Origin of the sequence: Flavobacterium sp. SLB02, assembly GCF_009664855.1 — a bacterium.
Taxonomy (GTDB): Bacteria; Bacteroidota; Bacteroidia; order Flavobacteriales; family Flavobacteriaceae; genus Flavobacterium.
On the sequence record NZ_CP045928.1, the window covers coordinates 3,694,480 to 3,710,125 of the forward strand.

Consider the following 15,646-nt stretch of genomic DNA (forward strand, 5'->3'; position numbering starts at 1 on the left):
ATTAAAACCCTTGTATGGAGTTCTTGCATCTAAATAACAAAAAATAAATAGGAACAGATTAAAATATGAAATATGAAAATATAATAGAATTTAAAAATACTACCAAAGCCAGTAAAAGTAAAATATATAGATTTTACAATAAGAATGAAGATTTATTTTCAGCCACTATGCTAAAAAATGGAAAGAGGTTATTTCCAATAGACCACGCACGCTATTTTGACAGTGAGGTAATGTTTGATGAAAATAAGATTCTCAGACAGGAAAACCAGTCTATGAGAAATTTAATTGAATGTCTGGAGGATAAAGACAGCCTGCAATCTACTTTTTGGCAGATGCATTGGAGTTTCTTCTTTACTGTTGCCTACAAATTAGACCGTAAAAAGAACAGCTGTTTTAAGCAAATGCACGGGCTTTATGATTATTTGGTTGAAAAATACGGTAACACAACAGATTTAAGAATCTTCTTCACTACTGAACCGTTTACCAACCGAAAAGGATATCATAACCATTTTGTAATATATATTGAGGATAAGAAACTACATAAGGAAATTGTAACCGATATTCAAGCATATTTCAGCTACGATAGAATTGATGTGAGCCAATATGATAAATATAAAGCAGGATTGTTTTATATGTCTAAAGATGGTCTAAACGGGGAAGACTGGGATTTTATCAATACCATCAAAAAATAAGTAATCATGAAAATAAAGTTAACCTTATCTCAACTAAAAAAGATTCTAGAAAAAGAAGACCTAAAATTTCCAATAATTTTTAAACAGTCAAATTTTACACCCGAACAATTTCGTGAACTTTCAAAATTACTGCAATATAAAAATCGAAGCTAATTTTAAAAAGTTCATTTCGATATTTTATGTTCACAGTGTTCACGTTTCTATTTATGAACAACGTGAACAAAAAATCTATAAATACTTAAAAGTTTCACTTCTAATAATAGTGAAACTTTTTAATTTAACTAAACCCCTATAAATAAAGGGCTGACAAAGATTTGGTAATTCTTGCCTGTAAAAAAGTTTCACTTTTAATCATTTTTATTTGTTTTTGAAACTTTTTGTTTTTATTTTTACATTAATAAACAAGATAGCCATGAGCCTAAAAAATTCTTCTACTACTAGCGATTATTTAAATTTTGATTCGACCCTGAACAAAGCAATAAAAATTATCAAAACCGATAAAAATTTCAAATTAGGCTTTTTGATTGTATTTGGAATAAATGCTGGATTAAGAATATCTGATATATTGGAATTGAAGCATGAAGATTTAGAAAACAATTCTATTTCTTTAGTTGAATCAAAAACGAACAAAAAGAGAGTTATCAGATTAAACGATAATATTAAAAATGCTTATATTTTACTAAAAGAAAGATGTCCAGAAACTACAGGATATGTATTTACTTCAAACCAAAATACAGTTTTTAGCTCTCAATATGTTAATCGTAAATTAAAAGAAATCTTAGGTTCTAAAAATCTAGCAATTTCTACTCACAGTCTTAGAAAAACTTTTGGTCGCCAAGTATGGTCAAACAATAATGAGACAGATAAAGCCCTTTTATACCTCAGCGAGCTATTTAACCATTCATCACCAGCAATTACCAAAAGATATCTAGGAATTAGACAAGAGGAATTAGATGATATTTATATGAATTTGTAAGGCTATTCAATAAAAATATATACTTTTACTAAAAAAGTAAATTTGAATAGTTATAAGCTTTACGATAAAAAGATATTTTGGATAATTAGAGAAAAGAAAAGACAAATTAAATTAAGATTTAATATCTTTAAATTTCAAACAACTCAAAAATTTGATTTCGAGAAAGAAAATCTTTCATATAGTCGTTTTTATTTATTTGCATTTTTAAAGAATATCACCCGTGCAATTATTTATGTAGTATTCTTATTTACAGTTGAGTATTTTACACAATTACTTTATAATAAAAATGCTTCTTTCCTTCCCATAGAAGTTACAAAAATTATTACATTAGTACCAAAGCCATCTTATCCAGATAGCAACGACTCTGTTACTCAATTCATTTCATTAATTGCTAGCGTATCTGGTGTATTACTTGCATTATTTTATCCAATTTTAGCTACTATTGCAAGTACAGGATATGCAAAAGTCAATTCAAGCATTAGAAACTTAATTTTCATAGAGCCTGTTACTCAAAACTATCTAAGAAAATTAGCATTTTTAACTTCTTATTCAATACTAACTCTTTTATTAATAACATTTGGTTATACTCCTGGAAACCTTGTTCTTTTAGTTCTTCTTTTTCTAAGTTTAATCAGCCTATTTTCTCTATTAAGATTAGGAGCTGGAGTTTACAATCTATTTGAACCTGATACATTATTAAATATCGTTAACAAAGATATTAGAGAAAACATCAAAAACGCAACTATTAAAAGCGTCTATTGGAACAACCCAAGCTTTCAAAATCATTTTAGAGGAAAAGCTGAAAAAAACATTGATAAGATAAGACTAATTATTGAGTTAAGTTTTGATGCTGTATTAATAAACAAACAGTCATTTTTAAATACAATTTCACAAACATATTCACTCTTAAATTATTATTCTTTACAAAAAAGCAAGATACCTGTAAAAAGCAAATGGTTCAAAAACAAAGATTACCACAGGTCATTTTTTGAAACTAATGACCATATAAGGCAAACATCCATTAACACCAAAACTTATGTTCAAAGTACAGTTGATGCAAATCTTTTGTGGTTTGAAGAAGAAATTTTTGAAATATTAAATGAGCTCGGCAAAAAACTAATTAAAACTTCAAATTATGAAATAACAAGTGAGTATCTATTAAAATCAATGAATACTCTTCAATTTTATGGTTATAAATTTGAATTTAAGCCTGCTTACAAATTACTCAGCGAAAATTTATTTGTTGCCAAAAATTCATTTTTAAAAATTAAACACAATTCATACAAAGAATCTAAGGCTAATTTCATATTAGCTGAAACTTTTGTGCGCTCACTGGCAAATTTTCAAATTTCCTTTTTTAATGCTATAGAAGAGCTAACTGTCGAAAATTTTAACAACGAGATTATAAAGATTAATTGGAGTAAAAAAGAATCTATATATGAATCAAAACTTCCAAAGCATTTATATTCTCATCTAGAGAAGTATCACAGTAATATAGAAAATGAAATTGCTATTGAAGGCAAAAAAATAACACCAGATTGGTATATAATTCAACATTGCACAGCCGAATATCTAATTTTGATTGAAAAAGAATTCACACAAGCACTAAGTCAACTAGATAAATTCGTTAATCCACTAATCGATAAATCTAAAGAAAAAAAGGATTTTTTAACAGTATCTTTTCTTTGCCACTTAGCATTGGAGTCAACAAGCAAAATTGAATTTCGAATTAGTAGAATAGCAACATTAGTTGATAGTTTTGATAGAAATAATTTATATAAAGGAAATTTTCGTTGGAGCAAAATTGACATTCCTAAATTTAAAGAAAAACTATATTCAGTAAGAGAGGCAATAATATTTGAAACGAGTAATAATATTGAAAAAATATGCAGTGTAAATTGGGATGAAGAGTACCCTGATATATTTGGTCGTTCATTTTCAATTTTATCAGAAGAATTAAATAATTGCCTGTATGAAAAAGATTTAACAAAATTTAAAAATCTTTTTACACCATTTTTAAAAAGCTCGTTAACAGCTTTTTACTCCCTTAATTCTAGATACAAAGAGAAATACATTCATCCTTTAGCAATAGCTTACCAGATTCACATCGAATTGTTTCAAATTACGGGTCTCTGCTATATATATACTGAATTAACAGGCATATCATTTTGGAACACAGCAATTGAAATTTGGAACGAAAATAATTTCTCTAAGACTGAAATCGAAATTTTTACTTCTTCTTATGCCTTTTATAAAAATGATAAGCTAGGTGTTGGACACAATTTCCATGAAAACAATAACCGTTCAAAGAATATTATCGAATTTGTTAACAGCAATCAAATTAACACAAATCATTTCAAAAAAAGTATAATATCAAAGTATCTTACAGACAATAGTTATAGAGAAAATGACTATGAAGAGATATTTTTAGAGTTTTACCTTTTGACATTTATAGATGCAAAAGATAGCGCAATATATCTTTCCAAGGGAAATCAAAGAAACCTGTTCAATAAGATTTTACGCATCACAAAAGAATAAAGTATGGAAGAAGAAACAAATCAAATATCTATCGAATTTAGATATCCTTATGATTACCATTATAGAGAAGCCAGCTACTTTCACCATAGTATGTTAATGCAGGATTTGAGCTTTGATAAATTTGAACATAGAAAAGGTTTAATAACTTTTACCTTAGAAGCGCAGGATTCTAATACAATACTTGAGGAAATTACGAATATTTTCAAGCTACATCCTGATACATGGCGAGGAAATAGCACAGAAGTAGTTTTGATTGAATTATTTCTTTTAATAGCGAATGAACTTATAAGAGATGGAATATGTTGCTTTGAAAAAAACTCATCAATTTCAAACAATACTCTAGTAAGCATTAAATTAATAGACGGCAATATAAAAAGAAAATGGAATTCTCTAAAACAAAGCGTACCAAAAAGCATAGGAAATAAATCAGTAAAAATACCAATAGATAAATGCTTTATTTTAGAATTTCCACATCAAATATGTACAACAAAACAATATTCCTCAGTAATTAAAAGCATCAAAGAGATTGATTCAAAAGATTCTCCAATGTTGTCGGTATTAAATCCTTCTAAGTTAAGCAAAATAAAGGGATATGACAGTATTACACATCATAACTATATAGAATTAAAAACATGGGGATTAACCAAAGACATTTCTTGGCACCATCGAAGTCAATTTTCTCAAAAAGAATTTTTTTCAAGTTATTACATGACTTTAAGAGATTTAAAATTCAAAAAAACAAAACTTTTACTAATGTATCATATTTTTAAATTCATGGAAAATATGATTGAAGAAGTTTTTGATGATGTCAAACTAAAAATAAATTACATCAAAAACATTGAAGACATAAATCTTTTAATTGATAATTTTGAAAAAGGAAATTTTAATCTGGAAAATTATACACAAGCTATTAGAGATTATCCCTAATTCTGGAAAAAATACATTATCCTTTAGTCTAAATCAGTATATAAACTTTAACTATTGGAAAAATTTTCCAATCTTTAATTCCTTATTACTTTAACATCAAACTTTATAAATACACTTTTTAAAAAAGTCTAACTAAAGTAGATTTGCCAACTCCCTCAAATATTAAAACGTTATCATTAATCTTATAAATTATTAAAATGAAATATTTAAAAAGAAATAGATTTAAAGGAAAAATATTTTTACACAAAGAGAATTTGTCACTTTTTGGAATGATAGGAGGATTATTAGCATTGATAACTAACTTCACTTTGCAATTATTAAAATTAATTAATATACCAATATCCGAAAATCTTACATATATTTTAAATTTAAGCTTTATTTTTTTAGGGATGATATTCGGTTTTATATATCTATATCTTTCCAATAAAACAGATTTTTTAAACAGAGCACGAGATGAATTTAAAGATTTAATCGATAATAAAAGAGAATTAAGAAAACTACTAAATAATATTTTTAGAAATGATACTCCAGAAGTAAAACTTGAATTTTCAATTAATGAATATCATGAAATTATTAAAAACTGGCATAATGCAAATAATGAAAATAATAGAATTACTAATATGTTGCTTTTAAAAAAAAACATGCAAAGTATAATAGATGATATTGGACAAGACGACTTTTCAAATATTCTATTAAATAAATCAGAAATATGTGGTTTTATAGAAGTTGAAGAAAAAGATGATTCTCTTTTTTTAAGTTTAAAAATATAGAATTAGATATCATATACAGGATTACAAAAAGAATGTATTTCGCAATATGCTAAAAAACAGTTATTATTTTTACTACTTAACCTCAAATCCCATATTTATCAATGTCTTTTCAATGGACAATACGTTTTTAACTGAATTTAAAGGATTGTTTTTATTATGAGTATCTTTCCCTAAGAGAGGATTCAACAATGGCTGTATTGAGGTTACTTTCGCTCCTGTAACAGCACTCAATACTGTTGCAATACTATTAATAGAAGTGCTAAATGGTTTTTGAGTTCTGAGATAATTAATTATCCCTAGTTTTTCTAAATAAATTATTTTTGCAGTTATGGTTGTATCACTTAAGTCGGTAATTTCATCGTCTTTTTGCAAATTCTCATCATGATAGCCGTACATATCAGTATTAGAATCAAGAATTTCATCAATGAACCATTCAAATCTTGAATTATTCCTTTGTCTTGAATTTTTTGGCATGCCACTTATTTTTCTTAGTGCTAAATCACGGACAATTTGCAAAAAATAATCTCTTTCTTTTTCTACCTCTTTAACATCTGTCTGAATATTTTCTTTTAAATGAGTATCAATGTAGATTTGTTTGCGTGTAATTGTCCACAATCTATGTTTTGCGGGATAAATATTTGACTCATCTATACCATTTGCCAAATTTATCTTTCGTTTTAAACAAGAAACGTATGTACCATATTCCTCTATCAAATCATACAATAAATCAATATCTAAATTATTAGTTAAATCATAAATTTTTCTTCTAATTTCAAAATCAGTAAGTTTGCATCTTTCATTGAAAAACGATATTAATTCTGAGCCATTCATTTATAACTGTTTTTATTCTTTATATTTTCTAAAGTGCCAATTTATTAAAATATTCCAACATTTGAAAAGCATTATCATAAGTCGTTTTGCCAATATACTTTAAAAACATTTGCTCTGTTCCATGACCAGTTATACCCATCAAAACTGAGGTTGGAATATGACCATAAAAATTAGTCGCAAAAGAACGCCTACAAACATGAGAACTAATAACTTGCCATTTTTCATATACTCCAAAAGTTAAAGTCCTCTTATCATCAATACGCATTTTACCTTTTACCTTCGTATTAATTTTAGCCTCTTTACATACTTCTTTACTGTAATGATTGAAATGCTCCAAGTTTATTTTATATGGCAATCCATTTTCAATTATTTCTAATGCCTTTGGAAGTAATGGAATAACCACCAATTTACCAGTTTTCTGCTGTCTTAACTCTATAATTTTCGAACCTTTTATAATCTTAATATTTTTGTCTGTAATATTAAGTAAATCACCTGCTCTTTGTCCTATTAAACAACCTAACAATAGCCATTTTCTAGCGTTGATGTGCGCTTCACGTACTAATTCGACATTCTTTATAAGCTCTTGTTCTTCTTCTGTCAATATTATAATCTCCTCAGATTCTTTGACTTCTTTTATTGATTTGATTTGTTTAAACTGTGGGTGGGTCAGAATTCCATTTAATGATGCTTTATTAATTACTGCTCGTAATATTGAAATGTAAGTGCCTATATAATTAACAGAACGACCTTTAGCTTTATGATATTTTTTAAATGTATCGATAAAATCTAAACCAACATCTCTAATAATCACCGGTCTACCTTTTAAATTATCAACTTCATAATTAATAATAAATTTCTTCAGGTTTTCTAAATTTTTGATAGAACCTCTGGTTAAATTATCTCCACTATCTATATAAGAATCTATAGAATTAGTTAGTACATCTAAGTCAACAACAGCAACTTTATTATTGAATAAGTCTATTTGATATTGCAACCATTCACCAGTGAATATTATTCCTTTATCAACATCATTGTTATAAGCTTCATTAATAAAGAGAGATAATTTATCCAACTTAAATTTAATTGCTTTCAATTCTTGATTTTTCTGCACTGGCTGACCTTTGTCTTTATTCCAATCATTTGGATTAATTACAAAACCAGTTTTACGCTTCCAGACAGATTCTCTGTTCAACGAATAACGCACGTAAATGTTTGCATTCTCATTTTTACTTTGAATTAGATATTTGATAGTTGCCATGTTTATTCTTTTGAATGTCAAATATAAATAAAAAATACACTTTTAGCCAACAATTAGTCAACCAAAAGTGTATTCCGATAAATTCATTAAAACCTTACCAATAACAAAAGCATTGAAAATACTAGGCTTTTATTTATTTTGATTTAGGCGAATTATACATTTTACATATTCCTTCTATACTGCCCGCCCACCTCAAACAACGCTGAAGTAATCTGACCTAAAGAACAAACCTTTGTAGCTTCCATTAAATGGTCGAATAAGTTTTCGTTTTTAATGGCGGCTTCCTGTAGTTTGTTTAAGTGCTCGTTTACTTTTGCTTCGTGAAACTGGTGTAAGTTATCCAGCATCGTAATTTGATATTGTTTTTCTTCTTCGGTGGCACGAATTACTTCTGCCGGAATAACCGTTGGAGAACCTTTTGAACTCAAGAATGTGTTTACACCCACAATTGGGAAATCTCCGTTGTGTTTCAGGGTTTCATAATACAAACTTTCTTCCTGAATTTTAGAACGTTGGTACATGGTTTCCATTGCACCTAAAACTCCGCCACGTTCTGTGATTCGGTCGAATTCTTGTAGAACGGCCGCTTCTACCAAATCGGTTAATTCTTCGATGATAAACGATCCCTGAATTGGGTTTTCGTTTTTCGCTAAACCTAATTCTTTATTGATAATCAACTGAATGGCCATGGCACGACGTACAGACTCTTCTGTTGGTGTTGTAATTGCTTCATCGTATGCATTCGTGTGCAATGAATTACAGTTGTCGTAAATCGCATACAAAGCCTGCAAAGTGGTTCTGATATCATTGAAATCAATTTCCTGTGCGTGCAACGAACGTCCGGAAGTCTGAATATGATATTTCAGCATCTGTGCTCTTTCGTTGGCCCCGTATTTGTTTTTCATGGCTTTCGCCCAAATTTTACGTGCCACACGACCAATAACCGAATATTCAGGATCTACTCCGTTTGAGAAAAAGAACGATAAGTTAGGTCCGAAATCGTTGATGTTCATGCCGCGGCTCAAATAATACTCCACGTAAGTAAAACCATTCGAAAGCGTAAAGGCCAATTGCGTAATGGGGTTCGCTCCTGCCTCGGCAATATGATAGCCTGAAATCGAAACGGAATAAAAATTACGAACGTTTTTGGTAATAAAATATTCCTGAACGTCGCCCATTAATCTCAAGGCAAATTCGGTAGAGAAAATACAGGTATTTTGCGCCTGATCTTCTTTTAGAATATCGGCCTGAACCGTACCACGAACCTGCGATAAAGTTTTGGCTTTTATATCATTATAGACTTCCTGAGGCAAAACCTGATCTCCGGTAACGCCCAAAAGCATTAATCCTAAACCGTTGTTTCCTTCGGGTAGATCGCCTTGGTATTTTGGGCGTCCAAGTCCTTTGTCTTTGTATATTTTGTTGATTTTAGCTTCAACTTCTTTTTCAAGATCATTTGCTTTGATGTAATATTCGCATTGCTGATCGATCGCCGCATTCATAAAAAAGCCTAACAACATTGGCGCTGGCCCGTTGATGGTCATACTTACAGATGTTAAGGCATGAACCAGATCGAAACCTGAATACAGTTTTTTGGCATCATCAAGACAACAAATCGAAACTCCCGCATTTCCAATTTTCCCGTAAATATCCGGACGAATATCAGGGTCGTTTCCGTACAACGTCACACTATCAAAAGCGGTCGAAAGTCGTTTTGCCGGCAATCCTGCACTCACATAATGAAAACGTTTGTTTGTTCTTTCCGGTCCGCCCTCACCTGCAAACATTCTTGACGGATCTTCGCCTTCACGCTTGAACGGATACAATCCTGAAGCAAACGGAAATTCACCCGGAACATTTTCCTGTAAATTCCAACGCAGGATATCACCCCAGGCTTCGTATTTAGGCAACGCTATTTTCGGGATTTGTATGTGTGATAAACTCTCGGTATGGGTCGCTATTTTAATTTCTTTATCACGAACCTTAAAGGTATATACCGGATTTTTGTATTTGTTTACTTTCTCGTCCCAATTCAGGATAATTTCCCAATTGTGCGGGTCTAAATCCATTTTTACCTTATCAAACTGATTCAGTAAAAGATTAAGAAATATTCTATTTTCGTCATGCTCCTGAATTCCGCTTGGTAAAACAGTCGAATCGTCGATTCCTGCTTTATTAATTTGCGGGATTTTACCTGAAACCGATTCTATGGTTTTAAAGATTCCGTATAGTTTCTGAGCTACTTTTTGCTGCGAAAGCGCAATTTCGTCATAGGATCTGTTGTTCTCTGCAATTTCAGATAAATAACGGGTTCTGTGTGGCGGAATCACGAAGATTTTCTCGCTCATTTCGCGCGTGATTTCAAAGGTCGAATGCAATTCTGAATCTGTTTTTTCGACAATTTTATCCATGATCGCTTTATACAGCGTGTTCATTCCCGGATCATTGAACTGAGAAGCAATGGTTCCAAAAACCGGCATTTCATCAGGATTTTTATCCCATAAATTATGGTTGCGCTGGTATTGTTTCTTCACATCTCGAATGGCATCAAGAGCGCCTCTTTTGTCAAACTTGTTCAATGCTACCAGATCAGCAAAATCAAGCATGTCGATTTTCTCTAACTGTGTTGCGGCACCAAACTCGGGCGTCATTACATATAAAGAAACATCAGAATGATCCATAATCTCGGTATCTGATTGCCCGATTCCCGAAGTCTCCAGAATAATCAAATCATATTTTGCGGCTTTTAAAACCTGAATCGCTTCGGCTACATATTTAGACAAAGCCAAATTTGACTGACGTGTTGCCAAAGAACGCATATAAACGCGAGGATTATTAATAGCATTCATTCGAATTCTGTCTCCTAAAAGCGCTCCTCCGGTTTTACGTTTCGAAGGATCGACAGAAATTAATCCGATTGTTTTCTCCGGAAAGTCAATTAAAAAACGACGAACCAATTCATCAACCAAAGATGATTTTCCGGCTCCACCTGTTCCTGTAATTCCCAGAACCGGAATTATAGAATTGGTATTATTAGTATGTATCTGGTCAAAAACCGGTTTTGCAATTTCGGGGAAATTCTCAGCTGCCGAAATTAATCGTGCAATTGCCGTTGGAATTTTATTTTCGATATGATCGATTTCTCCGTTTAGTTTGTCTCCAATAGGATAATCAGAACGTTCTACCAAATCGTTGATCATTCCCTGTAAACCCAAAGAACGGCCATCATCTGGAGAATAAATTCTGGTAATACCATATTCGTGTAATTCTGAAATTTCGCTTGGCAGGATTACTCCGCCTCCGCCCCCAAAAATTTTGATATGTCCCGCTCCTTTTTCATGGAGCAAGTCATACATATATTTAAAGTATTCATTATGCCCTCCTTGATATGATGTCATAGCAATCGCATTTGCATCTTCCTGAATAGCGGTATTCACCACTTCCTCGACACTACGATCGTGGCCCAAGTGAATCACCTCAACTCCGGTTGACTGAATAATACGACGCATTATATTGATCGCCGCATCGTGTCCGTCAAAAAGAGATGCTGCAGTAACAATTCTTACTTTATTTTTAGGAATATATGGTATTTGTTGTTCCATTTTATGAATATGATAATTTTAAGGGAGCAATTTACAAAATATTATAATATTTGGTTATCGTAATATCTTTTTGTTAACAAAAAAAATATTTTTTTTTTTAAAACCAGGGGTAACAATTTCAATCGTTATCGTATATATCCAACATAAGTCTTATAGAAATGTTAACAACATGGTAATCTTGAAAAATTTAATTTAAATACAACAACTTGTTTTCCAGATACCTAAAGTAATTTAGCATGGTAGAAAAGCCCCAAATTTTTACCCAAAAACTTTTATTCTCAAGTAATAAACGTAAAAATTTAAAAAATGAAAACATTATTCCCATTCACCGTAATTTTAAGTTTAAGTTTCTTTGTATCTTCTTTTAATACAGTAGAAAACGACATTCTATCCTATAAAAAAACTGCATCTAGTGCAACTCTTTACACTAATTCAGGTTCTGATAATGTAGAAGAACTTTCAAATGATTTCTTTAAAAGATATTCTGATTTAAAAAAATATAAATCTGATGTCATGTCATTATATAAAAACAGAACTTTAGGAACTATTTGGTTTGACGAAGATAACATCAATGAATTTGGGTCTGTACTTTACCAAAAAGCAAAAAAAACAAATGATCTGGTTATTCCTTATCAAAAAGAAATTGATGACCTTTTTTCTACATCATCAACAAAAATTGCTAAAACAGATGCGGACATGCTTATAAGCTCTTTGTATATTGCTTATGCTAAAAAAAGCAATTCTGATGCTAAGAAAAAAATATCTTATGATGCGATGCTGAAAGATTTTTTAAACTACAGCACTATTGAAGAAGCAAATGCATCGACCACCACTGCAGATGTAAAAGTAGAATATGATCAATATTACAAATTGCAGGATGTTCTAAAAAAATATAAAAAATTAGAACGAACAAATAATTGGAAACCTATCGTTCCGGAAGAGACACCTTATAAAGATTTACGCCCGGATGCTGTTTCGAACACTATTGCACAAGTTAGAACGCGTTTATATTTATTAGGGGATTTAAAAACGGATTCTAAAAGCAACATTTACGATCGCGAATTGATGGATGCGGTAATGAAATATAAAGTTCGTAATGGTTTTAAACCTAACTATATTCTTGCCGAAGAGCATATTAAAGAAATGAATGTGCCGCTCTCTGATAAAATGGAAACATTAAAACTTAATATGGAAAGATGCCGCGCTATTTCGGCTCAGATTGCCGCGAGCGATGAGTATGTTTTAGTAAACGTTCCTTCGTATGAATTGATTTATGTAAAAAACGGAAAAGTACAACTGACCTCGAGTGTATTTGTTGGTGCGCCATTGACTAAAACAACGATTTTTAACGGCGAAATTGACAGAATCGTTTTTAGCCCTTACTGGACAGTACCGCAAAGTATTGTAAAAAATGAGCTGCAAGGTAAAATAGCTGCAAATAAAAATTATCTTGCCGAAAAAAATATGGAAATAGTAAATGGTCAGGTAAGACAAAAACCAGGGCCGGATAACTCTCTGGGATTGGTAAAATTTATGTTCCCTAATCCGGATGATATCTATATGCACGATACACCATCTAAAACTTTGTTCGATTTTGAAAAAAGAACTTTCAGCCACGGTTGTATCAACGTAAAAATGGCAAAAGAATTAGCGGCTGCCATGCTTAAAGATTATCCTGAATGGACTCCCGCCAAAATTGATAAAGCGATGGAAGGTAAAACAGAAAACAGTTTTAAATTAGCTAAAAAAGTGCCTATTTATATTACGTATTTTACTTCATTGGTAAGTGAAAATGGCGAAATTGGTTTCTATCAGGATGTTTACGAAAAAGATAGTGAACTAACTAATATCTTATCGACACGAGCTGTTTCGGCAAATTAATTTTAGTAAATTTTAAATATACAATCGGGAATTCATTCAACTGAGTTCCCGTTTTTTTTGGCAGGAAAAAAATAAACTTATTTTATCTGGTGAAATAGATCTTCACGATAATAAAATAAAAGGTATCAAAAATTTGCAATTGGCATCGATCATGTCTGATGATTATGTTGATCCGAGTAAAACTTTAATGGAAATTGAAGAAGGTCGTCTGTTTACCAATACTTATGCTGGTGTGAAGTAAATAAATTTCGTCAAAATAATAACCTGCTCTATTTTTCTGTCTAAAATTCATTTGCATTTAAATCTTAATTAATAGTATCTTTCTAACTTTAAACCCGAATCTAAAAATCTATTATGGAAGACGATTACGTTGAAGTTAGAAAAAGCTGGTGGGAAAGAAACTGGAAATGGTTTGTACCAACAGGGTGTGTCAGTATTTTGCTGATTTTTGTAGTTTTTATTGCCAGTATTTTCTTTGGAGTTACCTCGATGATGACCAATTCTGATGCTTACAAAGGCGCTATGACCGAAGTACAAAAGAACAAACTGGTAATCGAAAAACTGGGAACTCCAATTGAAGATGACGGAATGACTTCCGGAAGCATAAACACCACAAACAACGATAGCGGAAATTGTAATTTACAAATCCCGATAAAAGGACCTAAAGGAAAAGCAACCTTATTTGTCGTTGCTGAAAAAAAGGGCACCTGGAAATACAGCGAAATGACTGTTTTTGTGAAAGCAACAAAAGAAGAAATTGATTTACTGAAAAAATAATTGCATATAAATTAAGGCAGATTCTTTAAAAAGATTTCTGGCTTTTTTTATTGAAAAAACAATATTAGATACAGTATCTTTATCAGGAACAAATTTTCTCATTTTCGATTATGACTATTCGCCTATTTACGCTATTATTTCTTTTCAGTGTTTCTACTTCAGTATTTTCTCAAACCAATGCAACAAGCTCTACATCAGCAAATAAATCCTCTGCAGAAAATGCAAGTCAGGATATTTATATCAAAATATTGTGGCTTGACAGCAATGGTATTGTTCAGCTCAATACTAATTATATTAAGACACTAACAGATCAACAGCGCGCTGCGTTAGGTTATATCGCAACGGATGTTAGCAGTGAATGTAATTGGGATGGCGTAAAAAAAGCCGATGGAAGTAATTTAAAATGTAGATTTCTTTGGGCACTCCATTTGGGATATCAGTGCTCTGACATGCATTTGTCTTTCTTAAGAAAATGGTTTAAAGAGGATACAAAGGTTTTGGAGAGATTGCAATATTGTAATAAAACAGAATCTTCGGCAAAAATTCAGGATCATTTTATTGAAGTTAAAATGCTAACTACCAATGACACTATTAAAATTCTTTACAGTGCCGTTGGTGAAGATCTGGACAAACAAAAAACATGGAGCTGGCAGGAAGAATCGACTTATTCTTTTACTAAAACCGGAATCAAACAAATAAACCGCAAAAACATCAACGGTGAATACAATTAGTAGCATCAACACAAACCGAAAACTAATACAAGTATTTTTTATCTGTTTTAGTTTCCTGCAATGCATTTCGGTATCCGCACAAGCTGATAATTTTCAAGTCCTAATTAATAAAATACAACAGTTTTCGAAACCCGCCAGAATTTTAAACAAACATATTGACGCAACGGGAAATGGTCCGGTAGAATTTACCAATGCAAAAAAGCAGGTATTGCGTTTTCGTTTAGAGCATCACAAACTACAAATACAGCACGGCGGAATTGCTTATCAGCTTTTCTATTACAAAAATGATTATTTAGAAAAAATTCAAACTTTTGATGTTAATGGAAAACTGGCCGGAGAAGGAGAATCTAAAAATGAATCGGGAGTAGTATTTATTATCGAGAAGCCCAATTTGTATTTAAAAAAAAAGGAACTCATTGACGATGCCGAAGGAAACATTGACCTAAAAGATGATACCAACGAAAAGATTATCAGGGTTCAATTGTACGACGAAAATAACATGCCAATACCGGAATTTCAGCCTACTTATATCTCCAGTAAAATTTATTGGAATTATAATGTTCGAATGTATTGGCCGTAGGGAAAGCTGCTAAGTTACTCAGATGCTTAGGCTCTAAGTTATTAGAATCATAAAACCAATCAACGAACTACAAGCACAGCCCA

The 15,646-nt window shown here is 31.3% G+C and carries 12 protein-coding genes; 9 read left to right on the forward strand and 3 right to left on the reverse strand.

Features of this window, described 5'->3' with window-relative positions; all coding sequences use genetic code 11:
* The first annotated feature begins 65 nt into the window (after positions 1-65).
* From GIY83_RS13370 to GIY83_RS13390, 5 genes are all read left to right on the forward strand, one after another.
* The gene (locus GIY83_RS13370) at positions 66-692 is read left to right on the forward strand and encodes a hypothetical protein (protein WP_208681791.1); all 627 of its coding nucleotides are present in this window, start codon (positions 66-68) and stop codon (positions 690-692) included.
* Positions 693-1,104: 412 nt separating this feature from the next.
* Positions 1,105-1,668, forward strand: a complete 564-nt coding sequence (locus GIY83_RS13375; protein ID WP_208681792.1) for a tyrosine-type recombinase/integrase — start codon at positions 1,105-1,107, stop codon at positions 1,666-1,668.
* A gap of 42 nt (positions 1,669-1,710) precedes the next feature.
* Positions 1,711-4,206 (forward strand): hypothetical protein, encoded by a 2,496-nt coding sequence (locus GIY83_RS13380; protein WP_208681794.1) that lies wholly within the window; start codon positions 1,711-1,713, stop codon positions 4,204-4,206.
* A gap of 3 nt (positions 4,207-4,209) precedes the next feature.
* Positions 4,210-5,133, forward strand: a complete 924-nt coding sequence (locus GIY83_RS13385; protein ID WP_208681795.1) for a hypothetical protein — start codon at positions 4,210-4,212, stop codon at positions 5,131-5,133.
* A 197-nt stretch (positions 5,134-5,330) separates the two neighbouring features.
* Positions 5,331-5,903, forward strand: a complete 573-nt coding sequence (locus tag GIY83_RS13390) for a hypothetical protein (RefSeq protein WP_208681796.1) — start codon at positions 5,331-5,333, stop codon at positions 5,901-5,903.
* A gap of 72 nt (positions 5,904-5,975) precedes the next feature.
* Here GIY83_RS13390 and GIY83_RS13395 read toward each other — a convergent pair whose 3' ends face one another.
* The 3 genes from GIY83_RS13395 to GIY83_RS13405 form a co-directional block, all read right to left on the reverse strand.
* A complete protein-coding gene (locus GIY83_RS13395) occupies positions 5,976-6,734 on the reverse strand; it encodes a hypothetical protein (RefSeq protein ID WP_208681798.1) in 759 nt (252 codons plus the stop codon).
* Positions 6,735-6,762: 28 nt separating this feature from the next.
* Positions 6,763-7,992, reverse strand: a complete 1,230-nt coding sequence (locus GIY83_RS13400; RefSeq protein ID WP_208681800.1) for a phage integrase SAM-like domain-containing protein — start codon at positions 7,990-7,992, stop codon at positions 6,763-6,765.
* Between the two features lie 161 nt (positions 7,993-8,153).
* Positions 8,154-11,594 (reverse strand): methylmalonyl-CoA mutase family protein, encoded by a 3,441-nt coding sequence (locus GIY83_RS13405; protein WP_208681802.1) that lies wholly within the window; start codon positions 11,592-11,594, stop codon positions 8,154-8,156.
* A gap of 306 nt (positions 11,595-11,900) precedes the next feature.
* Between GIY83_RS13405 and GIY83_RS13410 the strand changes: the two genes are divergently transcribed.
* The 4 genes from GIY83_RS13410 to GIY83_RS13425 all read left to right on the forward strand — a co-directional run bounded on the left by GIY83_RS13410 (position 11,901) and on the right by GIY83_RS13425 (position 15,563).
* The gene (locus GIY83_RS13410; protein ID WP_194615308.1) at positions 11,901-13,475 is read left to right on the forward strand and encodes a murein L,D-transpeptidase; all 1,575 of its coding nucleotides are present in this window, start codon (positions 11,901-11,903) and stop codon (positions 13,473-13,475) included.
* Between the two features lie 354 nt (positions 13,476-13,829).
* Positions 13,830-14,252, forward strand: coding sequence for a cytochrome c oxidase assembly factor Coa1 family protein (locus tag GIY83_RS13415; protein ID WP_208681803.1), 423 nt, complete (start codon positions 13,830-13,832; stop codon positions 14,250-14,252).
* A 110-nt stretch (positions 14,253-14,362) separates the two neighbouring features.
* Complete coding sequence (locus GIY83_RS13420; protein ID WP_208681805.1) at positions 14,363-14,983, forward strand: hypothetical protein; 621 nt, start codon at positions 14,363-14,365, stop codon at positions 14,981-14,983.
* Positions 14,970-15,563 (forward strand): hypothetical protein, encoded by a 594-nt coding sequence (locus tag GIY83_RS13425; protein ID WP_229029099.1) that lies wholly within the window; start codon positions 14,970-14,972, stop codon positions 15,561-15,563. Before GIY83_RS13420 ends, GIY83_RS13425 begins: the two co-directional genes overlap by 14 nt.
* The last annotated feature ends 83 nt before the right edge of the window (positions 15,564-15,646 follow it).